This is a genomic window from Pseudomonas sp. NFPP12, assembly GCF_900103205.1.
GTDB lineage: Bacteria > Pseudomonadota > Gammaproteobacteria > Pseudomonadales > Pseudomonadaceae > Aquipseudomonas > Aquipseudomonas protegens.
The window spans coordinates 1,121,458-1,144,388 of the sequence record NZ_FMWW01000001.1 but is presented as its reverse complement, the minus strand read 5'-3'; the positions used below and the strand labels follow the sequence as shown (position 1 = coordinate 1,144,388).

Annotated in this window: 19 protein-coding genes; 4 read left to right on the top strand and 15 right to left on the bottom strand. The window is 66.2% G+C overall.

What is annotated here, in order from left to right; genetic code table 11:
* Positions 1–40: 40 nt before the first annotated feature.
* The 5 genes from BLS75_RS04855 to BLS75_RS04835 all read right to left on the bottom strand — a co-directional run bounded on the left by BLS75_RS04855 (position 41) and on the right by BLS75_RS04835 (position 5,613).
* Complete coding sequence (locus BLS75_RS04855; protein ID WP_072450477.1) at positions 41–823, bottom strand: PoNe immunity protein domain-containing protein; 783 nt, start codon at positions 821–823, stop codon at positions 41–43.
* Between the two features lie 14 nt (positions 824–837).
* Positions 838–1,893, bottom strand: a complete 1,056-nt coding sequence (locus BLS75_RS04850) for a hypothetical protein (RefSeq protein ID WP_072450475.1) — start codon at positions 1,891–1,893, stop codon at positions 838–840.
* 295 nt (positions 1,894–2,188) lie between these two features.
* On the bottom strand, positions 2,189–3,598 hold the full coding sequence (gene mapR / locus BLS75_RS04845) for a GntR family transcriptional regulator MpaR (protein WP_011061157.1): 1,410 nt from the start codon (positions 3,596–3,598) through the stop codon (positions 2,189–2,191).
* Between the two features lie 157 nt (positions 3,599–3,755).
* Positions 3,756–5,171 carry a cytochrome c oxidase accessory protein CcoG gene (ccoG, locus tag BLS75_RS04840; RefSeq protein WP_011061158.1) on the bottom strand — a complete coding sequence of 472 codons (1,416 nt, stop codon included), beginning with the start codon at positions 5,169–5,171 and terminating at the stop codon, positions 3,756–3,758.
* Between the two features lie 208 nt (positions 5,172–5,379).
* Positions 5,380–5,613, bottom strand: a complete 234-nt coding sequence (locus BLS75_RS04835; RefSeq protein WP_011061159.1) for a DUF3203 family protein — start codon at positions 5,611–5,613, stop codon at positions 5,380–5,382.
* 257 nt (positions 5,614–5,870) lie between these two features.
* Here BLS75_RS04835 and BLS75_RS04830 point away from each other — a divergent pair, with 257 nt between their 5' ends.
* Positions 5,871–6,374: an MgtC/SapB family protein gene (locus BLS75_RS04830; protein ID WP_072450474.1), complete on the top strand. Its 504-nt coding sequence runs from the start codon at positions 5,871–5,873 to the stop codon at positions 6,372–6,374.
* Between the two features lie 57 nt (positions 6,375–6,431).
* Here the strand turns inward: BLS75_RS04830 and BLS75_RS32345 are convergent, their stop codons facing one another.
* A complete protein-coding gene (locus BLS75_RS32345) occupies positions 6,432–6,596 on the bottom strand; it encodes a hypothetical protein (protein WP_019095231.1) in 165 nt (54 codons plus the stop codon).
* Between the two features lie 201 nt (positions 6,597–6,797).
* Here BLS75_RS32345 and BLS75_RS04825 point away from each other — a divergent pair, with 201 nt between their 5' ends.
* The 3 genes from BLS75_RS04825 to glgB all read left to right on the top strand — a co-directional run bounded on the left by BLS75_RS04825 (position 6,798) and on the right by glgB (position 14,482).
* Positions 6,798–8,786 carry an alpha-1,4-glucan--maltose-1-phosphate maltosyltransferase gene (locus tag BLS75_RS04825; RefSeq protein ID WP_072450472.1) on the top strand — a complete coding sequence of 663 codons (1,989 nt, stop codon included), beginning with the start codon at positions 6,798–6,800 and terminating at the stop codon, positions 8,784–8,786.
* Positions 8,787–8,906: 120 nt separating this feature from the next.
* A complete protein-coding gene (treS, locus tag BLS75_RS04820; RefSeq protein WP_072450471.1) occupies positions 8,907–12,254 on the top strand; it encodes a maltose alpha-D-glucosyltransferase in 3,348 nt (1,115 codons plus the stop codon).
* A complete protein-coding gene (glgB, locus tag BLS75_RS04815) occupies positions 12,251–14,482 on the top strand; it encodes a 1,4-alpha-glucan branching protein GlgB (protein WP_072450469.1) in 2,232 nt (743 codons plus the stop codon). The genes treS and glgB overlap by 4 nt, the downstream gene beginning before the upstream one ends.
* Positions 14,483–14,600: 118 nt before the next feature.
* Here glgB and BLS75_RS04810 read toward each other — a convergent pair whose 3' ends face one another.
* The 9 genes from BLS75_RS04810 to BLS75_RS04770 form a co-directional block, all read right to left on the bottom strand.
* Entirely contained in the window at positions 14,601–15,290 is a 690-nt protein-coding gene (locus tag BLS75_RS04810) for an alpha/beta hydrolase (RefSeq protein WP_015635519.1), read from the bottom strand.
* 105 nt (positions 15,291–15,395) lie between these two features.
* A complete protein-coding gene (locus BLS75_RS04805; RefSeq protein WP_011061165.1) occupies positions 15,396–16,202 on the bottom strand; it encodes an endonuclease/exonuclease/phosphatase family protein in 807 nt (268 codons plus the stop codon).
* Positions 16,203–16,285: 83 nt separating this feature from the next.
* Positions 16,286–17,044, bottom strand: a complete 759-nt coding sequence (locus tag BLS75_RS04800; RefSeq protein WP_072450467.1) for a PIG-L deacetylase family protein — start codon at positions 17,042–17,044, stop codon at positions 16,286–16,288.
* A gap of 282 nt (positions 17,045–17,326) precedes the next feature.
* A complete protein-coding gene (locus BLS75_RS04795; protein ID WP_072450465.1) occupies positions 17,327–17,992 on the bottom strand; it encodes a glycosyltransferase family 2 protein in 666 nt (221 codons plus the stop codon).
* The gene (locus BLS75_RS04790) at positions 17,989–18,588 is read right to left on the bottom strand and encodes a class I SAM-dependent methyltransferase (RefSeq protein ID WP_072450463.1); all 600 of its coding nucleotides are present in this window, start codon (positions 18,586–18,588) and stop codon (positions 17,989–17,991) included. The genes BLS75_RS04795 and BLS75_RS04790 overlap by 4 nt, the downstream gene beginning before the upstream one ends.
* Entirely contained in the window at positions 18,585–19,343 is a 759-nt protein-coding gene (locus BLS75_RS04785) for a PIG-L deacetylase family protein (protein WP_072450462.1), read from the bottom strand. The genes BLS75_RS04790 and BLS75_RS04785 overlap by 4 nt, the downstream gene beginning before the upstream one ends.
* Complete coding sequence (locus BLS75_RS04780) at positions 19,340–20,356, bottom strand: acyl-CoA dehydrogenase family protein (RefSeq protein WP_072450460.1); 1,017 nt, start codon at positions 20,354–20,356, stop codon at positions 19,340–19,342. Before BLS75_RS04780 ends, BLS75_RS04785 begins: the two co-directional genes overlap by 4 nt.
* 2 nt (positions 20,357–20,358) lie before the next feature.
* On the bottom strand, positions 20,359–22,518 hold the full coding sequence (glgX, locus tag BLS75_RS04775; RefSeq protein WP_072450458.1) for a glycogen debranching protein GlgX: 2,160 nt from the start codon (positions 22,516–22,518) through the stop codon (positions 20,359–20,361).
* Between the two features lie 113 nt (positions 22,519–22,631).
* On the bottom strand, positions 22,632–22,931 hold the full coding sequence (locus tag BLS75_RS04770) for a DUF2934 domain-containing protein (protein ID WP_015635523.1): 300 nt from the start codon (positions 22,929–22,931) through the stop codon (positions 22,632–22,634).

The window sequence follows — 22,931 nt, the reverse complement described above, 5'->3', positions numbered from 1 at the left end:
AAGAAGGAGCGGTAAACGGGGGCTATCAGTGCTGCGCCAGCTATTGGGGCATCGGCGGCGGGGTAAAGCGCCGGGCGTATTCGAGCATCTCCTGGGGGAAGACCATGTGCGTTACCGCGCTGTCGTCCAGGCCGAACAGGTAGGCCACTGCCGCGGCTTCAAAGGCCCAGTAGCCGAAGTAGGAACCCTCGTCGCCGTCCAGGTGGCTGTCGTGCCATGGGGCCTGTTCGAACGTCTCGTACCACTGGTTGCAGTACTCCACCAGCAGTTCCCGGGGTTCCTTCGGATCTTCGGTGTAGATGGCCCGGATCAGGGGCGTGGAGACGTCGTGGAACCACTGATCAACGTCTTCACGATCCGGCAGGTAGGCCTTGAGCAGGTCCTCGATCAGAGTGTCCTGGCCGCCAAAGCCGGCGCGGTCCTGCAGCAGCACCAGGCGCGGCAGCAGGTCGCTGCGTTGCAGCAGGATGCACAGGCTGATCACCTGGACATATTCCTCGTACTCGTCGGGGTAGTCTTCGATGTTCAGCGGCGCGATATCCGGCCGTTCTTCATAAACCCCCATCTTGCGCTGGTAGTCCTCGTAGCCTTCGATCACCCCATCCAGCTCCCGGGCCAGTTGCTCCATGGGTGCACCGCCGGTGTAGCCCAGGATCAGGTGGTGCAGGCGCGCGCTGCGCACATTGGAAGCCTTGAGAGAGGCCTCCTGCTCGGGGCTGTCGGCCATCATCGAGTGGGTCTGCCAGTGGGCCTCTTCGCCGGCCAGGCTTTCGAGGAAGTCGTGGTACTGCTTGTGGCTGAGAAACACTTGTCTGCGGTTCATGTCGGTGCCTTGGCTCAGTACACGGGAATCAGGGTGAAGGGCGCCTTGCGCTGCGAAGTTTCCAGCAGCAGGGTCGGCAGGTCGACTTCGGCGGGCTCCAGGTCAAGCTGCTCCAGCTCTTCTTCCAACTGCTTTGCATCCGCGGGCAGGGCAACGATTGGCCGGCGCAGGTAGGGCCGTGGGTCTTCGCCGTAGTAGACCTTCACCGGGCCCTCGGGGATGCCTTCCAGGCGGGCAAAACCTTCCTGGTCGAGGTTGCCCTCGGCTTGCGAGCCGTCACTGAACACCGCTCGGTAGGCGGCGCCGGAGACCGGCTCCAGGTTCGGGTAGTGCAGGTTCAGTTCCAGCCAGTGGCCGTCACCGGTGAGGTGTTCCAGGCCCTGGTTGATGTCCTGGGCGAGGCTTGCGGCGTCGTGGGCCCCGGGTTGTGGCGCGGCGGTGAGGGTCGTTGGGCGCGGTTCCAGGGACGACTGCGGCTTGGGCGCCAGGGCCGGGCCGCGGCTGTGGGCGGCGGCCGAGTTGTTGCGTTGCTCGGCGATCCAGGGGGCGATGCGCTCTTGCACCGACACCATGAGGAACTCGGTGTGTTCGCAGGCTTCGTTGAGGTTGTGCAGCACCAGGCGCTGCTGCTGGGGCGTGAGGCCGTTGAAGGTGCTGGAGGCGCTCACGCCGCGGATGATCTCGGGCAGTTCCTCGGCCAGGCGCACGGGGTCCAGGCACTTTTCCAGCAGCTGTTCGGGGCTGGTTTTCAGGCGGCAGGCCAGCAGGGTGTGGCGGATCAGGTCGAAGAGCTTTTCGGCGTGGCGCTGGGGGGCGCGGTTGATCAGGCGCAAAAGAATCTTCAGGCCTTGCCCGGGGCCGGGAATCCAGCCGATCAGGGCCAGGGCCAGGTCGAAGAAGGCGTCTTGCTCGTCCTTGGGATTGTTGATGGCGTCCAGTTCGAAGATCGCCTGGATGCAGTCGTAGGCGTTGAGTTCCTGGGTCAGCAGTGGCAGGCGGCCGCGTTCGATGGCCTTGATCAGTTCGGCCTTGGCCTCTGGGTAGTCGTCGTAATACAGGTCTTCGACCATGACGTGTTCCTTTCCCTGGAAAATTGGAGCGCGGATGCTGAATGAGTTGAGGGGAGGTGGCAAGGGGATTTGGTTCTGTCATGGGGCGCGTGGGATGGGGTACATATCCATTCCGGCGGGTGCGGCTACTTGCGGTTCCGCTCTTGCAGCGACTCACTCGGCCTGGAGATTGCGCGGTGTGTACCGCCCCGTAGGAGCTGGCTTGCCAGCGAAGGCGTCCGCTCAGGCGCTGCATGGCTTGCGGGCCTCTTCGCCGGCAAGCCGGCGCCTACAGGTGCGGGTGGGGCGGTTGTGCTTAAAAGGACCGAATGATCCGTCCCAGGGTTTCCATGGCCTTTTCCGCGGCTTCGTTCCACGGGCTGCCGTAGTTCAGGCGGATGCAGTTGCGAAAGCGCTGGGTCGGGGAAAAGATCGGTCCGGGGGCGATGCTGATGCCTTGGGCCAGGGCCATCTGGAACAGTTTCAACGAGTCCATCTGCGGCGGCAGCTCCAGCCACAGGAAGTAGCCGCCGGCCGGCTGGCTGACCCGGGTCTGGGCCGGGAAGTAACGGGCGATCGCCGCCAGCATGGCGCTCTGCTGTTCTTCCAGGGCATAGCGCAGCTTGCGCAGGTGGCGGTCGTAGCCACCGTGTTGCAGGTAGTCGGCAATCGCCGCCTGGGCCGGCATCGAGGCACACAGCGAGGTCATCAGTTTCAGCCGTTCGATCTTCTGTGCATAGCGCCCGGCCGCGACCCAGCCGATGCGGTAGCCCGGGGCCAGGCTCTTGGCGAAGGAGCCGCAGTGCATCACCAGGCCCTCGGTATCGAAGGCCTTGGCCGGTTTCGGTGCCTGCTGGCCGTAGTACAGCTCGGCGTAGACGTCGTCTTCGATCAGCGGCACCTGGTGCTGGCGCAGCAGCTCCACCAGCTCCTGTTTCTTCGCCTCGGGCATGCTCGCGCCCATGGGGTTCTGGAAGTTGGTCATGCACCAGCAGGCCTTGATCGGGTGCCGCTCCAGGGTCTGGGCCAGCACCCCGAGGTCGATGCCGTCGCGCGGGTGCACGGGGATTTCCACCGCCTTGAGCTTGAGCCGCTCCAGCACTTGCAGGCTGGCGTAGAAGGCCGGAGCCTCGATGGCCACCAGGTCGCCGGGCTCGGTCACCGCTTGCAGGCACAGGTTCAGCGCCTCCAGGGCGCCGTTGGTGATCAGCAACTCCTCCATGGGCAGCATCAGCCCGGCCACCATGTAGCGCAGGGCGATCTGCCGGCGCAGCTGCGGATTGCCCGGCGACATGTCGGTGACCACCACCCGCGGGTCCATCTCGCGGCTGGCGCTGGCCAGGGAGCGCGACAGGCGCTGCAGGGGGAACAGGGTCGGGCTGGGGAACGCCGAGCCGAAAGGCACGGTGCTCGGGTCCTTGATCGAATCGAGCACCGAGAACACCAGTTCGCTGACATCGACTTCGGTGGACTCATTGACTTCGCTGCTGATCACCGGCTCCGAGAACGGGCTCGGCGCGTGGGCATTGACGAAGTAGCCGGAGCGCGGGCGGGCGCGGATCAGGCCGCGACGCTCCAGCAGGTAATAGGCCTGGAACACCGTCGACGGGCTGACCCCGTAGGTCTGGCTGGCGTAGCGCACCGAAGGCACACGCTGGCCCGGCCCCAGGACCCCGGAGCGGATCAGTTCGGCGATGTCATCGGCGAATTTTTCGTAGCGTTTCATCTGCGGTTGAGGATCCAGTCTGGTCATCGGGTCGACATATCTGCGGTGGCGAGGGAGTGACGAACGCCGCCAGCGGGCTGGCGGCGGGTGTCCGGTTCATTGGCTCCGGGGCCGGCCCCGGGGGGAGCCGGCTCCCTCGCCAGGGCATTCTAGAGGCTCAGCGGTTCATCGGCGCGACAAAACGACTCTTGGCCACGGCGTAGACGCCGGGGTCATCGCTGTCGCTGACCTTGAAACTGATGGCCTGGGAGCTGCTCTGCGCCTTGTCCTGGGTCATCGCCACGGACACCGGCAGGTCGGTGATTTCACCGGGGGCCAGGCTCAGCTCGGTCTTGCCCTGCAGCTCGAAGCCTTCGCCATCCACCAGGGCCAGGTGGTACTGCTGGCGTTCCTGGGTCTTGTTGATGATCTTCAGGCTGTAGATGTTCTCGATCTGGCCCAGGGCGTTCTCGCGGAACAGGCCGCGGTCCTTGCTCACGTCCAGGGACACCATCGGCCGCTGCACCAGGGCCAGGGCCAGGGCGCCGATCATCACCAGCAGCACCAGGCTGTAGCCCACCAGGCGCGGACGCAGCAGGTGGGTCTTGCCGCCTTGCAACTCGTGTTCCGAGGTGTAGGCGATCAGGCCGCGGGCGTAGCCCATCTTGTCCATGATCGAGTCGCAGGCGTCGATGCAGGCAGCGCAGCCGATGCACTCCATCTGCAGGCCGTCGCGGATGTCGATGCCGGTAGGGCAGACCTGTACGCACAGCTGGCAGTCGATGCAGTCGCCCAGGCCGACATCGGCAGGCTTCACATCACGCTTGCGCGGGCCACGGCTTTCGCCGCGCACCGGGTTGTAGGAAATGGTCAGGGTGTCCTTGTCGAACATCACGCTCTGGAAGCGCGCATAAGGGCACATGTGCATGCACACCGCCTCGCGCAGCCAGCCGGCGTTGATGTAGGTGGCCGCGGCGAAGAACAGCACCCAGAACAGGCTCAGGCCGCCGATCTGCAGGGTCAGCAGTTCCTGGGCCAGGGGGCGGATGGGGGTGAAGTAGCCGACGAAGGTCAGGCCGGTGAGCAGGCTGATGCCCAGCCACAGGGTGTGCTTCATGGCCCGGCGGGCCAGTTTGTTCAGGCCCCAGGGCGCGGCCTGCAGCTTGATCCGCTGGTTGCGCTCGCCCTCGGTGACCTTTTCGCACCACATGAACAGCCAGGTCCACGAGCTTTGCGGGCAGGTGTAGCCGCACCAGACGCGGCCGGCGAACACGGTGATGGCGAACAGGCCGAAGGCGCAGATGATCAGCAGCGCCGAGAGGAGGATGAAGTCCTGGGGCCAGAAGGTTGCGCCGAAAATGTGGAACTTGCTTTCGGCCAGGTCCCAGAGCACGGCCTGGCGGCCGCCCCAGTTGAGCCACACGGTGCCGAAGAACAGCAGGAACAGGAAACCTGCTCCGCTCATGCGCAGGGTACGGAACAGGCCGCTGAAACTGCGGGTGTAGACGTGTTTGTCAGTGGTCTTCGTCTTCATCTGTGTAGGGCGTGAAGGTTCGAAGGTTTCTACTAATCGGACGGGGATTCTTTCGCTCATGGTCGTTCGCTCATCAGCCTCCATCAGGCCGGGCAACTATGACCACGGATCTGTTTGCATAACAGACTCAGGTATTTGATAAAAAACCGGATCAGATGGCCCTTTGAAGCGCCCCTGCGACAACTTGCCGTACCCCCTTAGGTGCCACCAGGGAGGGCTGCAGGCCGTGCTGGCACAGGGCCGCGGGGCGGGCCCTGATCCAGGTCAGTCAAATCACCGAATCACCTTCACTGGCTTTCAGATGGCGCCGGCCGTCGGTGGCGCCTGCTACGGTCAATGCGTCGGCTTCTGCTTCGGTGATGTAGACCCGCTCGCCACCCAGGTCCACCGCCGACATCGACTTGGCGCTGTCGGTGATGATGGTCACGGCGCTGGCCGGGAGGTGCTGGTGCAGGGTTTCGGTGTCGAAATAGCAGGTCTGGTTTTCGATGCGCAGGCTCATGGCGGTTACCTCAAGGCAATGGCTGTACAGGTTAGGGCGCAGGGGCTGGCCAGGGTTCGACCACGGCGATCAACGGTGGCTGGGCAGGCGCAGGCTTGTGCAGGAACTGGCTGGCCAGCGAAGGCGTCCGTGGGGTTGGCAGCGGGCTTGGGGCCTCTTCTCCGGCAAGCCGGTTCCTGCGGTGGTGATGGCGGCACCTTTTGCTGGCGGGCGCGGTCCATCGCTCAGGAACCCGCGAAGGGACGAGGAGCGATCGCATGAACACCTGGTGGCAAGAAGTCTGGCTGACCCTGCAAGACGAATTCGCCGATATCGGCGATGCCCGGCAACTGACCCAGATCACCCTGCGCCTGCTGGTGGCGGCCCTGCTGGGGGGCATTCTGGGCTTCGAACGCGAGCATCAGGGCAAGGCCGCCGGGGTTCGCACCCATATGCTGGTGGCCATGGGCGCGGCTCTGTTCGTGCTGGTGCCGAGCCTGTCCGGGGCCCAGGCCGATGCCATGAGCCGGGTGCTCCAGGGGGTCATCGCCGGGATCGGTTTTCTCGGCGCCGGGACCATCCTCAAGGGCCGTGAAGAAGACCAGGGCCAGCACGTCAAGGGCCTGACCACTGCCGCCGGGCTGTGGATGACCGCCGCCATCGGCGTGGCCGCCGGCATGGGCCGCGAGGCCACGGCGGTGCTCAGTACCTTGCTGGCGCTGATGGTCTTCAGCCTGATGCCGCTGATTGTCCGGCGCCTGGAAAAGCGCCAGGACAGCTGATGCTCCGGGCCTCCCCGCGCGGCTGTCTATGCTTGCTGGCTGGGCAGGCGCCCGGGCTCAGGCGCTGACCACCACCGGCGGCATGGTAGTGGGCGGGTCGCCCTTGGGTGGCGGGGTGCTTTCCGGCGGTTCCTGCTCCGGGATCGGCTCAGGCTCGCTGGGGGGCAGGGTCGGTTGGTCGATGTTGGGATCGGGGGTTTCTGCCGGGATCGGGATATTCATCGCGCTGGCCTCCTTTGTGCTTGCAGATGCACGGGCTCTTCTGGTGGACCGCAGCGGCGCGGATTTGATTCCCGCCGCTTGGCCGACCAATCGCGGTGAACTTTCGCCGCAGGCTTTGGCTCGGAACCTAAGTGCATTGATTCACCGGGGCCGCGGCCCCGCCACCAGAGCGTCGAAGACGTGAAAAAGGGGTGATGCTCGATGACTGTAGAAAAACCGACCGAACAGCAATACCAGGCGCACCTGCCGTTGTCCCAGGCCCTGCTGCTGCCGCGCATTGCCATCGAGAGCATCCGCCCGGTGCTCGACGGCGGACAGTTCGCGGTCAAGGCGGTGGCCGGCCAGGAGGTAGAGGTGGCGTGCAAGGTATTCGCCGACGGCCACGACAAACTGGCGGTGCGGGTGCGCTGGCACAACGAGCAACAGGACAGCTGGGCCAGCCAGGCCCTGGAAGACCAGGGCAACGACGGTTGGCTGGGGCGTTTCACGGTGCCTGAAGTGGGGCGCTACCGCTTCTGCATCGAAGCCTGGATCGATCAGTTCGCCAGCTTCTGCTACGAGCTGGAGAAAAAGCACCTGGCCGGGGTTGCGGTCAGCCTGGAGCTGCAGGAGGGCCGCAGCCATGTGCAACAGGCCGCCGAGCGCAGCGAAGGGCCGCTGCGCGAGCAGTTGCTGGCGTTGCAGCGCGAGCTGTCCGGGTTGCTGGAGGCCGAGCAGGTGGCGCTGTTTCTCAGCGAGTCCAGCGCGCGCCTGATGGCCGAGGCCGATCACCGGCCCTACCTGAGCCTGAGCCCCGAGTACCCGCTGGATGTGGAGCGGCTACAGGCGCAGTTCGCCAGTTGGTACGAGCTGTTTCCCCGCTCGATCACCGACGATCCGGCCCGCCACGGCACGTTCAACGACGTTCATTCGCGGCTGCCGATGATTCACGACATGGGCTTTGACGTGCTGTATTTCCCGCCGATCCACCCCATCGGCCGCAGCCACCGCAAGGGGCCCAACAACTCGCTGAGCGCAGGCCCGGACGATCCCGGCAGCCCCTATGCAATCGGCAGCGAAGAGGGCGGCCACGAGGCCATCCACCCGCAACTGGGCAGCCGGGAGGACTTCCGCCGGCTGCTGGCGGCGGCCGCCGACCACGGCCTGGAGATCGCCCTGGACTTCGCCATCCAGTGCTCCCAGGACCACCCCTGGCTCAAGCAGCACCCGGGCTGGTTCAACTGGCGCCCGGACGGCACCATCAAATACGCCGAGAACCCGCCGAAGAAGTACCAGGACATCGTCAATGTCGACTTCTATGCCGCCGAGGCCATTCCCAGCCTGTGGCTGGAGCTGCGGGACATCGTCATCGGCTGGGTCGAGGAGGGGGTCAAGACCTTTCGCGTGGACAACCCCCACACCAAGCCGCTGCCGTTCTGGCAGTGGCTGATCGGCGAAGTGCGCCGCCAGTACCCGGAGGTGATCTTCCTCGCCGAAGCCTTCACCACCCCGGCGATGATGGCGCGCCTGGGCAAGGTCGGTTACACCCAGAGCTACACCTACTTCACCTGGCGCAACACCAAGAGCGAGTTGTCCAGCTACCTGGCCGAACTCAACCAGCCGCCGTGGCGCGACTGCTTCCGCCCCAACTTCTTCGTCAACACCCCGGACATCAACCCGCAGTTCCTGCATGACTCGGGGCGCCCGGGGTTTCTGATCCGCGCGGTGCTGGCCACCATGGGATCCGGGCTGTGGGGCATGTATTGCGGGTTCGAGCTGTGCGAATCGGCGCCGGTGCCGGGCAAGGAGGAGTACCTGGATTCGGAGAAATACCAGATCCGCCCCCGGGACTTCTCGGCGCCGGGCAACATCATTGCCGAGATCGCCCAGCTCAACCGCATCCGCCGGCAGAACCCGGCGCTGCACAGTCACCTGGGGCTCAAGCTGTACAACGCCTGGAATGACCACATCCTGTATTTCGGCAAGCGCAGCGGCGACAACTTCGTGCTGGTGGCGGTCAGCCTCGACCCGTTCAACCCCCAGGAGGCGCATTTCGAATTGCCGCTGTGGGAAATGGGCCTGGCCGATGACGCCCAGACCCAGGGCGAGGACCTGATGAACGGCCACCGCTGGACCTGGTACGGCAAGACCCAGTTCATGCGCATCGAACCGGCGCAGCCCTTCGGCATCTGGCGCATCACCGCCACGTAGGAGCCGGCTTGGGCCCATGGGCCTTGTGCAGGCCTGGCCGACGCCTTCGCTGGCAAGCCAGCTCCCACGGTGGGGCGTGGTTTGTGGCAGCTGCGAATTCAATTTTTTCAGGAGCCCGACATGGCCAAGAAACCTCGCCCCACGACCTTTATCAAGGACCCGCTCTGGTACAAGGACGCGGTGATCTACCAGGTGCATGTGAAGTCCTACTTCGATTCCAACAACGACGGAATCGGCGATTTTCCCGGGCTGATCGCCAAACTCGACTACATCAAGGACCTGGGGGTCAACACCATCTGGCTGTTGCCGTTCTACCCCTCGCCGCGGCGCGACGACGGCTACGACATCGCCGAGTACCGCGGGGTCAGCCCCGACTACGGCACCCTGGCTGACGCCCGGCGCTTTATCGCCGAGGCCCACAAGCGCGAGCTGCGGGTGATCACCGAGCTGGTGATCAACCACACCTCCGACCAGCACCCCTGGTTCCAGCGGGCACGCAAGGCCAAGCCGGGTTCGGCGGCGCGCAATTTCTACGTGTGGTCCGACGACGACCAGAAATACGACGGCACGCGGATCATCTTTCTCGACACCGAGAAGTCCAACTGGACCTGGGACCCGGTGGCCGGCCAGTACTTCTGGCACCGCTTCTACTCCCACCAGCCGGACCTCAACTTCGACAACCCCCAGGTGATGAAGGCCGTGCTCTCGGTGATGCGCTACTGGCTCGACATGGGCATCGACGGCCTGCGCCTGGACGCCATTCCCTATCTGATCGAGCGCGATGGCACCAACAACGAGAACCTGCCGGAGACCCACCAGGTGCTCAAGCAGATCCGCGCCGAAATCGACGCCAACTATCCGGACCGCATGCTCCTGGCCGAGGCCAACCAATGGCCGGAAGACACTCAGCTGTACTTTGGCGATGTCACAGGCAGCGACGGCGACGAGTGCCACATGGCCTTCCACTTTCCGCTGATGCCGCGCATGTACATGGCCCTGGCCCAGGAGGATCGCTTCCCCATCACCGACATACTGCGCCAGACCCCGGAGATCCCGGCCAACTGCCAGTGGGCGATCTTCCTGCGCAACCACGATGAACTGACCCTGGAAATGGTCACCGACCGCGAGCGCGACTACCTGTGGAACTACTACGCCGCCGACCGCCGGGCGCGGATCAACCTGGGGATCCGCCGGCGCCTGGCGCCGCTGATGGAGCGTGACCGGCGGCGCATCGAGCTGCTCAACAGCCTGCTGCTGTCGATGCCCGGTACCCCGACCCTGTACTACGGCGACGAGATCGGCATGGGCGACAACATCTACCTGGGGGACCGGGATGGCGTGCGTACGCCGATGCAATGGTCCATCGACCGCAACGGCGGTTTCTCCCGGGCCGACCCGGCCAGCCTGGTGCTGCCGCCGATCATGGATTCGCTGTACGGCTACCCGTCAGTCAACGTCGAGACCCAGTCTGGCGACCCCCATTCGCTGCTCAACTGGACCCGGCGCATGCTGGCGGTGCGCAAGCAGTCCAAGGCCTTTGGCCGTGGCACGCTGAAGATGCTGTCGCCGAGCAACCGACGGATCCTGGCCTATACCCGGGAATACACCGGGCCTGACGGCAAGCAGGAGATCATCCTGTGCGTGGCCAACGTCTCGCGCAGCGCCCAGGCCGCGGAGCTGGACCTCTCGGCGTTCGCGGGCATGGTGCCGGTGGAGATGCTCGGCGGGAACGCCTTTCCGCCCATCGGACAGCTGAATTTCCTCTTGACCCTGGCGCCCTACGGTTTCTACTGGTTCGTCCTGGCGGCGGAAAACCAGATGCCCAGCTGGCACGTGGAACCGGCCCAGAGCCTGCCGGATTTCACCACCCTGGTGCTGAAGAAACGCCTCGAAGAATTGCTCGAAGCGCCATCGCGCACCACCCTGGAGCAGGAAGTACTGCCCAACTGGCTGCCCAAGCGGCGCTGGTTCGCCGGCAAGGACAGCGCCATCGACCAGGCGCGGATCGCCTACGGCGTGCGCTTTGGCGACCCGCAGCACCCGGTGCTGCTCAGCGAGATCGAAGTCACCAGCGCCGGGCGCAGCGAGCGCTACCAGTTGCCGTTCGGCCTGTTGGCCGAAGAGCAGATCAACAGCGCCTTGCCCCAGCAACTGGCCATGGCCCGGGTGCGTCGCGGGCGCCAGGTGGGGCTGATCACCGACGCCTTCGCCCTCGACAGTTTCGTGCGCAACGTGCTGCTGGCGCTGCAGGGCGCCACCTGCCTGGACAGCGAGCAGGGCCAGATCCGTTTCGAGGCCACCGCGCAGCTGGCGGCGCTGGGCCTGGGGGTCGACGCCGAGGTGCGCTACCTGTCGGCGGAGCAATCCAACAGCTCGGTGGTGGTGGGCGGCAGCCTGGTGCTCAAGCTGATCCGCAAGGTGGCGGGGGGCATTCACCCGGAACTGGAAATGGGCGCCTTCCTCACCGCTGCCGGCTTTGCCTACATCTCGCCGCTGCTGGGCTCGGTGCTGCGCCGCGATGCCCAGGGCGAAGACCATCTGCTGATGATCGCCCAGGGCTACCTGAACAATCAGGGCGATGCCTGGGAGTGGACCCAGAACAACCTCGAGCGGGCGATCCGCGACGAGCTGGCCGAGGCCATGTCCGAGCAGGAGCAGCACTACAACGCCTTGGGCGAGCTCCAGGATTTCGCCGGCCTGCTGGGCCAGCGCCTGGGGGAAATGCACCTGCTGCTGGCGGCCCCCAGCGACAATCCGGATTTCGCTCCCGAGCAGGCCACCGCCAAGGATGCCCAGGCCTGGAACCAGCAGGTTGCCGAGCAACTGGAGCGCGGGTTGCAACTGCTTCAACAGCACCAGGCCGAACTCGCGGCAGGGGAGCAGAAATTGCTCGGCAAATTGTTGCAGCATAAGGCGCTGATCCTGGGTCACATCCAGCAACTGGCCAAACAGTTGGTGGGGGGCGTGCGGATTCGTGTCCACGGCGACCTGCACCTGGGGCAGGTACTGGTGATCAAGGGCGATGCCTACCTGATCGACTTCGAGGGCGAGCCGGCCCGGCCCCTGGCCGAGCGCCGCGGCAAGCACAGCCCGTACAAGGATGTCAGTGGGGTCCTGCGTTCCTTCGACTACGCGGCGGCCATGGCCCTGGAGGCACCGGCGGTGGACGGCGCGCAAGGCGCGGCGGCGGGGCGGCGCAAAGTGGTCACGCGCTACCTGGCCGAGGCGCGCCACGCCTTTGTCCAGGCGTATCGGCTGGCGACGGCTAATCTTGCCCATGGCTGGCAGGACCCGGCGGCCGCGGATGCCGCCCTGGCACTGTTCAGCCTGGAGAAGGCCGCCTACGAGCTGGCCTATGAAGCGGAGAACCGTCCCGCCTGGTTGCCCGTGCCGTTGCACGGCCTGGTGGGGCTGTTGCGTGAACTGAAACCCTTTTCCGATATTGAGAGTGGTGGAGAGCAGTCATGAGTTTCTCGAACAAGGAACAGGGAAAGCAGCAACCGGCATTGCTTCCTTCGGCCAAGGCCATCGACGCCCTGGTACGGGCCGAACACCGCGATCCATTCGCCATTCTCGGGCCCCACGGCGATGGCGCCGGCGGGCAATTCATCCGCGCTTTCCTGCCCGGGGCGCTGAGTGTGCAGGTGCTCGACCGCGACCAGCAGCAGGTGCTCGGCAGCCTGCAAGCCGGTGAGGTGCCGGGGCTGTTTGTCGGGCACTTTCCCGAGACCCGGCCCTATCTCTTGCGCATTCAATGGGCCGGGGGCGAACAGGTCAGTGAAGACCCCTACAGCTTCGGCCCCCTGTTGGGGGAGATGGACCTGTACCTGTTTGCCGAAGGCAATCACCGCGACCTCAGTTCCTGCCTGGGGGCGCAACTGACCACCGTGGACGGCATCGACGGCGTGCGTTTTGCGGTCTGGGCACCGAATGCCCGGCGGGTCTCGGTGGTGGGCGACTTCAATATCTGGGACGGGCGCCGGCACCCGATGCGCCTGCGCCATCCCTCCGGGGTCTGGGAGCTGTTCATCCCGCGCCTGCAGGCGGGCGAGGCCTACAAATACGAGATCCTCGGGCCCCAGGGCATCCTGCCGCTCAAGGCCGACCCCATGGCCCTGGCCACGCAGTTGCCGCCGGACACCGCCTCCAGAGTCGCGCCGCCCCTGACCATCGACTGGCAGGACCAGGAGTGGATGCTGGCCCGTGGCGAGCGCCAGCGGGTGGACGCGCCGCTGTCGATCTATGAGCTGCATGCCGGTTCCTGGCAATGCGAAGTGGACGACCTTGGAGAAGTGGCCCGCCAGTACAGCTGGGCCGAACTGGCCGAACGGCTGATTCCCTACGTCAAGGACCTGGGGTTTACCCATATCGAGCTGATGCCGATCATGGAGCACCCGTTTGGCGGCTCCTGGGGCTACCAGCCGCTGTCGCAGTTCGCCCCCAGCGCCCGCTATGGCAGCCCGCAGGATTTCGCAGCCTTCGTCGACGCCTGCCACCAGGCGGGCATCGGGGTGATTCTCGATTGGGTGCCGGCGCACTTTCCCACCGATACCCACGGCCTGGCGCAGTTCGACGGCACTGCACTGTATGAGTACGGCAACCCCCTGGAAGGCTTCCACCAGGACTGGGACACCCTGATCTACAACCTGGGGCGTACCGAAGTGCACGGTTTCATGCTGGCTTCGGCGCTGCACTGGCTCAAGCATTTCCACGTCGACGGCCTGCGGGTGGATGCCGTGGCCTCGATGCTCTACCGCGACTATTCGCGCAAGGCCGGGGAATGGGTGCCGAACCGCCACGGCGGCCGGGAAAACCTCGAAGCCATTGATTTTCTGCGCCACCTCAACGACGTCGTGGCCCTGGAGGCCCCGGGTGCCCTGGTGATCGCCGAGGAGTCCACCGCCTGGCCCGGGGTCAGCCAGCGCACCGACCAGGGCGGCCTGGGCTTTGCCTATAAATGGAACATGGGCTGGATGCATGATTCCCTGCATTACATCCAGCAGGACCCGGTGTACCGCGCCCACCATCACAACGAACTGAGCTTTGGCCTGGTGTACGCCTGGTCCGAGCGTTTCATCCTGCCGATCTCCCACGACGAAGTGGTGCACGGCAAGCACTCGCTGATCGACAAGATGCCCGGCGATCGCTGGCAGAAGTTCGCCAACCTGCGGGCCTACCTGAGCTTCATGTGGGCCCATCCGGGCAAGAAGCTGCTGTTCATGGGCTGCGAGTTCGGCCAATGGCGCGAGTGGAACCACGACCAGCAGTTGGACTGGTACCTGCTGCAGTACCCCGAGCACCGAGGGGTGCAGCAACTGGTGGGGGACCTCAACCGCCTGTATCGCCAGTACCCGGCGCTGCACGACCAGGACGACGTGCCCCAGGGTTTCCAATGGCTGATCGGCGACGATGCGATCAATAGCGTCTATGCCTGGTTGCGCTGGAGCAAGAGCGGCGAACCGCTGCTGGTGGTGGCCAACTTCACCCCGGTGCCACGCCAGGGCTATCGCGTCGGCGTGCCGGTGGCGGGGCGCTGGAGCGAGTTGCTCAACAGCGATTCGCAACTGTATGCCGGCTCCAACTACGGCAACGGTGGCGAGGCCTTCAGCGAAGAGCAGAGCAGCCATGGCCAGGCCCTGTCCCTGGTACTCAACCTGCCGCCGCTGGCCGTACTGATCCTGCGCCCTGACAGTTGACCCAGGCGTCCTGTAGCCGCTGCCGAAGGTTGTGAACGGTCTGGGCGGCGCTCCGTCGCTGGGGCGTGGGGTTTGCGAGGACGCCAACGGCTCGTCTGAAGATCGCCCAGTCAACCGGTTACAGGGAGTCGGCGGCCTCGGCGATCAGCGCGGCTACGGGCCCGGGCTGGGAAGCGAGGGAGGCGTGGCTGGCGTCCAGGTGAATGACCTTGCGGGCGTTGAGCCGGGCGGCCATGCGCTCCTGGTTCGCAGGGGCGATCATGCGGTCGGCACGGGACACCTGGTACCAGGAAGGTTTATCGCGCCATGCCGGGGCCCCGAGGGCGTCGCCGAAGGTACTGGCCAGCGGCGCCTTCTGGGTCAGGCCCATGACCAACCCTTCCTGGGGGCTGAGATCCTGGCAGAAGCTCTGCTGGAAACGCTCCGGACGCACCCAGAGGTAGCCGTCGCTGTCGGGCGCCAGATTGGCGGCGGCTTCAGGCGGGAACTCCTGGGTCAGGCCACCGGGGCTTTCACCCTGGTCCGGGGCGAAGGCGGCGATATACACCAGGCCCGCGACGTTTGGCGCATGCCCGGCCTGGGTGATCACCGCGCCGCCGTAGGAGTGCCCCACCAGCAGCACCGGCCCCGCTTGCTGGGCCACCAGTTTGCGGGTCCGTTCGACGTCCTCGGCGAGGGAGGTCAGGGGCAGTTCCACGGCGCGGATCTTCTCGTAACCGCGGTTCAGCAGTTCGACGATGACCCGGTTCCAGTGGGCGGCACCGCCCCAGAAACCGTGGACCAGGACAATCGTGGGTTGCTCGCTCATCGCTTGACTCCTTCTCTGGGCTCAAGGTTGGCCCGGAGGCGGGCGCCCCCAGGCTCGGGTTCGGGGAAAAGCATGGTCGACTCTGGCGGGAATACGGCTATTTATTCATGAATTCTGATGTGCGGCCCCAGGCGGCAGGTGCACTTCCACCGCCAGCGGCAGGTGATCGGAGAGATGGGTCCAGGGCTTGTTGCCGAGGATCTGCGGGCGGTGACTGTGGGCGTTGCGCAGGTAGACCCGATCCAGGCGCAGCAGCGGCCAGCGGGCCGGGTAGGTCTTGGCCGGGCGGCCATGATGGCGTTCGAAGGCTTCGTGCAGGTCGTTGCGCCGGCCCAGGGTGGCGTTGCCGTGCATCTGCCAGTCATTGAAGTCGCCGGCGATGATCACCGGTGCCTCCTCGGGCAGGGATTCGAGCAACTGGCCCAGCAGCGCCAGCTGCAACTGGCGATGGCTTTCCAGCAGGCTCAGGTGCACGCAGATGGCGTGGACCTCGGCGTGGCCGGGCACATCCAGCACGCAGTGCAGCAGGCCCCGGCGCTCCGGGCCGGTGATCGAAACATCGAGGTTGCGGTACTGGCGGATCGGAAACTTCGACAACAGGGCGTTGCCGTGATGGCCGTCGGGGTATACCGCGTTTCGCCCGTAGGCGTAGTCGCTCCACATGCTGTCGGCGAGAAACTCGTACTGCGACTGCTGAGGCCAGTTGTCCAGGCGCGAGGCATGGCGCTCGTGCTCGCCCAGCACTTCCTGGAGAAACACCAGGTCGGCCTGGGTACTACGCACGGCCTCGCGCAGTTCCGGAAGAATGAAGCGGCGGTTCAGGGCGGTGAAGCCCTTGTGGGTGTTGACGGTCAGAACGCGTAACCGCTGGACCGCCTCGGGGTTGGGCTGGCGGGTGGAATCGCTGCTCACGCGGGCTCCTTGGAATCAGTGGCGGTTACAGATGGGACTGGCGACCGGTGCGTGCGTTCAGCTTATTTTCCACCCGCGCAGGCCTACATCAGGATGACCTCGTAGGGCAGGCGCAGGCGCTCCAGCAGCACCGGCGACAGCGACGGCTCCAGGCCGATCTCCGGCTCGCCCTGCAACTGGCTGGCATAGGCGTGGGCGGCGTGGCGCTTGCGGGCCACGGTCCAGGTGTCCAGGCGCAGCTTGCGCGCACGTTGCCAGGGGATCTGGTGCTCCTCGCGGGCCGCCCAGTGCCAGGCCCAGATCGGAATCTCATGAAAACGCGCACCCACCAGGCTCGCGGCCTTGGCCGTGGCCCGGCCCACGGCTTCGTGGTCGAGGTTGCCATCGGCGCGCCAGGTGCTGAACACCACGTCGGTGTCGCGCAGGTAGCGGCAGATGAAGGGCACCAGCTGCTGTTCCCGTTCGCTCAAGGCGCTGTCGGCAAAGCCGCCGCGGATCCACTTCAGGCTATGCAGGGGCAGGCCCAGGCGACGCAGGGCTTCGGCGCTTTCCTGGGGCCGGAACACGCTCAGGCGGCGCTTGGGCCACAGCTCCGACCCGGGATGGCTGGCGCTGCCGTCGCTGATGGAAATCAGTTGCAGAGGGTAGCCGTGGTGGGCCAGCACTTGCAGCAGGCCGCCGCTGGCGACCACTTCGTCACCGGGGTGAGGGGCGACTATCACTGCCCGGGAGCCGGCCGGAACCAGGCTGGCCAGATTGATGGCCGGCACCTCGGCCAGGCTGCGGGCACTGTTCCAGACTTGGCTGGGCCAGTTGCTGTCGATTGCGGGTATGGCTTTCATTGGGTGTCACATCCCTGTTTTCCGGGCCACGGCAATAGCGGTTGAACCTCCGTTCAGTCGCGGCCCTGGGTTTGCACGCACGCTGATTCCTTGGTACCTGCCTCAGCGTGAAGTGCCGGTGCCCCATACCTTTGGGGCACCGCGATTCGGGGGTAATCATACACAGCCTGGAGCTTTTCACGCAGTGCCAGCCCAGGCTTATTTGCTGATTACCAAGCCCGTCACAGGGTAGACGGCAATTCTCCGCCCGGGGAGGCGCACTGACCAATGCCATGCTGTACTTCACAGCCCTGCGCAAGGTTCGTTCAGGCGCTTGAGGTAATCGCCGAACCCACCTTTGGCCCGCGAATCCAGGCGCCCGCTGGTGATCACTTGCGGATGCCGGCTCCAGGCGATGCTGGCGCCGCAGCGCTGCAACTGCCGCACCAGCTGCACATCCTCGTGGCAGGCCAGGGCCTCGAAGCCGCCGGCGCGGACATAGGCTGCAGCGCTGATGCCGAGGTTGGCGCCATGGATGTGCCGGTGGCCATCGTCGTCCTGGTAGGCGTCGTGATAGCGGATCCGGGCCTGGGGTTCGAAGCCTTCGCTCCAGCGGTCGACGGTGACGGTGCCGCAGACGGCGTCGGCGCCCAGGGCCAGCTGGGCTACCAGCCAGTCTTCGGGTACGCGGCTGTCGGCATCGGTACAGGACAGCCAGCGGGCGCCGGCCTGCAGCAGCAGTTGCGCGCCCGCGGCCCGTGCCCGTCCGACATTGCGCACCTGCAATTGCAGGTGTTGCACGGCGAACTGGCGGGCAATGTCCAGAGAACCGTCGGAGCAGCTGTCGAGCACCACCAGGATCGCCACGTCTTCATTGAGCTCGGGGTGGCTGGCGGCTTTCAGGGCGCAGCGCAGGCAGTCGGCCAGCAGTTGCTCCTCGTTATGGGCGGGTATCACCACTCCGATCATCGCAGGCCCTCCAGGGTCGCGACCGAATCCGCTTCGCGGCCCCAGAGGTCGAGGAGAAAGTCCGCTTCCTGGTGCTCCAGCAAGCGTGGCAGTTGCAAATGGCGATGGAGCAGTTCGTGCACTTGTCCGGCATCCAGGGGGCACTCGGCAATGGGCGGGCGCCAGTGGCAGGCCAGTAGCTGGCCATCAGCGGCCAGGGAGCCCAGGGCCCGTGCCACCAGTTGCGCCAGGTCGGCGGCGTCCAGGTAATAGCCGATCTCGCTGATGACGATCAGATCGAAGGGCCCCTTGGGCCAGTCCTGGGGCAGGCGGCCGTGTTCCACCCGGGCGTTGGGGAAGGAGTGCAAGCGCTGCCGGGCCAGGTCCACCGCATTGCGCGCGGTGTCGTAGGCCAGCAGGCTGTCGCAGCGGCTGGCCAGTTCGGCGCTGAGTTCGCCGTTGGCACAGCCGGGTTCGAAAATGCTCCGGTAGTGGCGGCGCGGCAGGCTGGCCAGGGTGATTGCACGTTTGCGCTGTTCATACCAGCGCTGGCGAAAGGCCCAGGGGTCCTGGTCCCGGGCGAACAGCCCTTCGAAATAGCGACTGTCGACACTCATAGGAACACCACCTCAAAAGGTTGCAGCAGACGCTCGATGATGTGCGGTGCCAGCACGGGCGCCAGGCCGATCTGCGGGTCGCCCTCCAGTTGGCTGGCAAAGGCGTGGATGGCATGGCGCTTGCGGGCCACCTGGGCGGGGCTGAGCAGCACCTTGCGGGCACGCTCCCAGGGCAGCTGCCGGCCCTCGGGATCGGCCCAGTGCCAGGTCCAGATCGGCAGTTCCTTGAGGCTCGCGCCCGCGGCCCGGGCGGCCAGGGCGCAGGCCCGGCCCACGGCTTCGTGGTCGCAGTGGCCGTCCTCGCACCAGGTGCTGAACAGCACGTCACCGGCGCGCAGGCAACCCTGGATGAACTGCGTCAGGGCGGCTTCGTCCCGGGCGACGCGGCTGTCCTCGAAGCCCGCGCGCAGCCAGGTGATGCGCTGCAGCGGCAGGCCCAGGCGGCGCAAGCCTTCAGCGGACTCCTGGGGTCGCACCTGGCTCAGGCGCTGCACCGGCCAGCGCCGGGAGCCGGGATGGCTGGCGCAACCATCGGTGACCGAAATCAGCAGCAGCTCGCGCCCCTGCGCCGCCAGCAGTTGCAGGAGGCCGCCACAGCCGAGGATTTCATCGTCCGGGTGCGGGGCCACAATCACCGCCCGCGCTCCTTGCGGGACCAGGGTTCGAATATCCACCGCGGCCATGGCCTGCAGTTGCGAGGAAGCCTGCCAGGCCCGCAGCGAGGTGCCGCGACCGACAATCGGATTGGCTTTCACAGTTGCCATCCTCCCGGGTCCGCTGCAGCGTGGGCGGCGTTGGCCAGCTGTTGACCGAGAATGGCCAGGTCACGCTCGGCATGGCTCTGGCGGATGAACACCGGCAGGTCCGCCAGCAGCCGGGCGAAGTGCCGGTCCAGGCAATAGGGGCCGGCGCCCAGCGCCCGGCCGACGTGGTGCAGCACGCTGTCGACGCTGGCCTCGGTCACCGCCCGGGCGCGCCGGGCCAGCAACTGGCAGTTGGCCTGGGGCGCCTGATCCAACTGCCGGGCACTGTGGCGCAGCACACAGGCGGCCTGATGCAGGGCGCTGTCCACTGCCCCCAGGTGGGCCAGGGCATGGGGCTCGTCGCGTTTGGCGCAGTGTTCGCGCAGGGGGCGTGCGATGGCCTGGGCGGCCCCCAGCCAGCAGGCGGCGATGCCGATGGCGCCTTGCCAGAAGCCCGGGCGCTGCAGGTAGTCATCCGGCCCGCCGACCCATTGGCCACGAGCCTCGTGGAAGTCAACCCGCTGGCTGCCGGTACTGGCCATGCCCACCGCTTGCCAGCTGCCGCTCTCGACCTGCACCCCGGGCTGGTCCAGGGCCACCGCCACCAGGCGTTGGTGGCCGTCGGCGTCCCAGGCGGTGAGCAGGGCATGGCTGAGCACCTCGGCCCCCGAGCACCAGGCCTTGGTGCCGCTGAGCCGGCAGTGCGGGCCATCGGCAACGGCGTGCACCCGGGCCTGGGGCGGCTCCGCGGCCCAGGTGCCCCAGGTGGTGCCGGGGGGCACGGGGCAGCCCAGTTCCGCCATGATCGCCAGGGCGTCGGTGTGCCCCTCGTAGAGCTTGCACAGGCCCAGGTCATGGCCGGCGACCCTGGCCAGGGCCTGCCAGCGTTGCAGGGTGGCGCCCCCGGCGGGCAGTGGCAGGCGGTCGAGCCCGGCGCCCACCAGGGCTCCTAGGCACAGGCCCAGGGCGCGGGTGTCGGCGTGCCCCAGGTCGGGGGAGTGATGCAGGAAGCCTTGCAGGTCCATGTTCAGTCTTCTTCCTCATGTTGCAGTTCGAACAGCAGCAGGGAGCGCCCGGTCACCGAATACTCGTGGCCGAAGGCAAAGCGTTCCTGGCCGCGCACCGCCGGCTGGTTGGTGTCGAGCATGCAGGTCCAGAACTCCCCGGCGGGCACCTCAGGCAGGCGGAAGTTGACGATGTCGTGGTGGGCGTTGACCACCAGCAGCAGGGTGGCGTCGGCACCGGGGCGGCGGATCCCGGTTTCCTGGGCGCGGCCGTCCAGCAGCATGCCCAGGCAGCGACCATGGGGGTCCTGCCAGTGCTCGGTGGTCATCTCGCTGCCGTCGGGGGCCAGCCAGGTGACGTCCTTGACCCCGATGTCCTCGTTGTAGCTGCCCACCAGGAAGCGCCCACGCCGCAGGATCGGGTAGCTCAGGCGCAGCTTGATCAGGCGCTTGACGAACTTGAGCAGGGACTTGCCGTCGTTATCCAGCTCCCAGTTGACCCAGCCGATCTCGCTGTCCTGGCAGTAGGCGTTGTTGTTGCCGTGCTGGGTGCGGGCGAATTCGTCGCCGGCCACCACCATCGGCGTGCCTTGGGCCAGTAGCAGGGTGGCGAAGAAGTTGCGCATCTGGCGCAGGCGCAGGGTGTTGATCTCGGGGTCGTCGCTGGGGCCTTCGACACCGTGGTTCCAGGACAGGTTGTTGTTGCTGCCGTCCTGGTTGTTCTCGTCGTTGGCTTCGTTGTGCTTGTCGTTGTAGGACACCAGGTCGTGCAGGGTGAAACCGTCGTGGGCAGTGACGAAGTTGACCGAGGCGTAGGGCCGGCGGCCGCGCTGGTTGAACATCTCGCCGGAGGCGGTCATGCGCCCGGCAAAATCCGCCAGCTGGCCGTCATCGCCCTTCCAGAAGGCGCGCACGGTGTCGCGAAAGCGATCGTTCCATTCCACCCAGCCCGGCGGGAAGTTGCCCACCTGATAGCCGCCGGGGCCGCAGTCCCAGGGTTCGGCGATCATCTTCACCTGGCGCAGCACCGGGTCCTGGCGGCAGGCCACGAGGAAGCTGTGGCGCTCGTCGAAACCGTCGTGGTAACGCCCGAGAATGGTCGCCAGGTCGAAGCGGAAGCCGTCCACGTGCATTTCCGTGGCCCAGTAGCGCAGCGAGTCGGTGACCATCTGCAACACGCAGGGGTGGCTCAGGTCCAGGGTGTTGCCGGTGCCCGAATCGTTGATGTAGAAGCGCTTGTCGTCGGGCATCAGGCGGTAGTAGGAGGCGTTGTCGATACCGCGCATGGACAGGGTCGGGCCTTGCTCGTTGCCTTCGGCGGTGTGGTTGTAGACCACGTCCAGGATCACCTCCAGCCCGGCTTCGTGCAGGTGGGCGACCATTTCCTTGAATTCGGCGATCTTGCCGCTGGCCAGGTAGCGCGGGTCGGGGGCGAAGAAGGCGATGCTGTTGTAGCCCCAGTAGTTGGTCATGCCCTTGTGCAGCAGGTGCTGGTCGTTGACGAAGGCGTGGATCGGCAGCAGCTCCACCGACGACACCCCGAGCTTGCGGATGTGCTCCAGCACGTCGTCCACCATCAGCCCGGCGAAGCTGCCCCGCAGGTTCTCGGGCACCGAAGGGTGGCGCATGGTGAAGCCGCGCACATGGGTCTCATAGATGATGGTCTTGTCCCAGGGCACGCTGACCCGCTGGTCGTTGCCCCAGGTGTGGGCCGGGTCGATGACCTTGCACTTGGGCACGAAGGGCGCGCTGTCGCGCTCGTCGAAACTGAGGTCGGCATCCGGGTGGCCGATGGTGTAGCCGAACAGCGCCTCGGACCATTTCAGCTCGCCCACCAGTTGCTTGGCATAGGGGTCGATCAGCAGTTTGTTGGGGTTGAAACGGTGACCGTTGGCCGGGTCGTAGGGGCCGTGCACGCGGTAGCCGTAGATCAGCCCCGGGTGAGCGTCGGGCAGGTAGCCGTGGAAGATTTCGTCGGTGTATTCCGGAAGTTCGATGCGTTCGAGTTCCACTTCGCCGGCATCATCGAACACACAGAGCTCGACCTTGGTGGCATTGGCCGAGAACAGCGCGAAGTTGACCCCCAGGCCGTCCCAGGTGGCGCCGAGGGGGAAGGGCAGGCCTTCACGAATGCGCGAGGGTTCGCTCTCGGGAGTGGCGGCGGGCTGCTTGGATCTGCTCATGGTTGCTCCTGCAGTGAGACGGTGACGGGCCGGGCCCTTTCTTCAGGGCGAACGCGACCCTTATGGCGCGCGGGCGCGCCACGGGTTGACGAGGACGAGATGGCCGGCGGGTGTCAGTTGGCCGGCGGTTTGCGCGGCGCCCGGGGCTTCTTCGCCGCAGCGGGTTTTTCTCCCGGGGGCACTACCACGGCGGCGGCCGACTTGGCCTTGGGCTTGGCCGCGCTCTTGGCGGCGGGCTTTCCGGTGGCAGGCTTGGCCTTGCCGGCCTTGGGTGGCGTGCTTGGAGCCAGGGCTTCGGCCTCGGCGAGCTTGCGGGCCATGTCCCAGTGCCGGGCTTCCTGGCCCTCTGGCTTACCTTCCGACTCCCAGATCTGATAAGCGAATTCACGAATGCGTTTGTCGTCGGTACTCAT

Bases quoted from the DNA above. Each gene is read 5' to 3' on its own strand.
- glgX (WP_072450458.1), bottom strand. From the start codon at position 22,518: ATGAGCAGATCCAAGCAGCCCGCCGCCACTCCCGAGAGCGAACCCTCG.
- BLS75_RS04810 (WP_015635519.1), bottom strand. From the start codon at position 15,290: ATGAGCGAGCAACCCACGATTGTCCTGGTCCACGGTTTCTGGGGCGGT.
- BLS75_RS04770 (WP_015635523.1), bottom strand. From the start codon at position 22,931: ATGAGTACCGACGACAAACGCATTCGTGAATTCGCTTATCAGATCTGG.
- BLS75_RS04800 (WP_072450467.1), bottom strand. From the start codon at position 17,044: ATGAAAGCCATACCCGCAATCGACAGCAACTGGCCCAGCCAAGTCTGG.
- glgB (WP_072450469.1), top strand. From the start codon at position 12,251: ATGAGTTTCTCGAACAAGGAACAGGGAAAGCAGCAACCGGCATTGCTT.
- BLS75_RS32345 (WP_019095231.1), bottom strand. From the start codon at position 6,596: ATGAATATCCCGATCCCGGCAGAAACCCCCGATCCCAACATCGACCAA.
- BLS75_RS04855 (WP_072450477.1), bottom strand. From the start codon at position 823: ATGAACCGCAGACAAGTGTTTCTCAGCCACAAGCAGTACCACGACTTC.
- BLS75_RS04835 (WP_011061159.1), bottom strand. From the start codon at position 5,613: ATGAGCCTGCGCATCGAAAACCAGACCTGCTATTTCGACACCGAAACC.
- treS (WP_072450471.1), top strand. From the start codon at position 8,907: ATGGCCAAGAAACCTCGCCCCACGACCTTTATCAAGGACCCGCTCTGG.
- BLS75_RS04790 (WP_072450463.1), bottom strand. From the start codon at position 18,588: ATGAGTGTCGACAGTCGCTATTTCGAAGGGCTGTTCGCCCGGGACCAG.
- BLS75_RS04850 (WP_072450475.1), bottom strand. From the start codon at position 1,893: ATGGTCGAAGACCTGTATTACGACGACTACCCAGAGGCCAAGGCCGAA.
- BLS75_RS04795 (WP_072450465.1), bottom strand. From the start codon at position 17,992: ATGATCGGAGTGGTGATACCCGCCCATAACGAGGAGCAACTGCTGGCC.
- BLS75_RS04830 (WP_072450474.1), top strand. From the start codon at position 5,871: ATGAACACCTGGTGGCAAGAAGTCTGGCTGACCCTGCAAGACGAATTC.
- mapR (WP_011061157.1), bottom strand. From the start codon at position 3,598: ATGAAACGCTACGAAAAATTCGCCGATGACATCGCCGAACTGATCCGC.
- ccoG (WP_011061158.1), bottom strand. From the start codon at position 5,171: ATGAGCGAAAGAATCCCCGTCCGATTAGTAGAAACCTTCGAACCTTCA.
- BLS75_RS04825 (WP_072450472.1), top strand. From the start codon at position 6,798: ATGACTGTAGAAAAACCGACCGAACAGCAATACCAGGCGCACCTGCCG.
- BLS75_RS04780 (WP_072450460.1), bottom strand. From the start codon at position 20,356: ATGGACCTGCAAGGCTTCCTGCATCACTCCCCCGACCTGGGGCACGCC.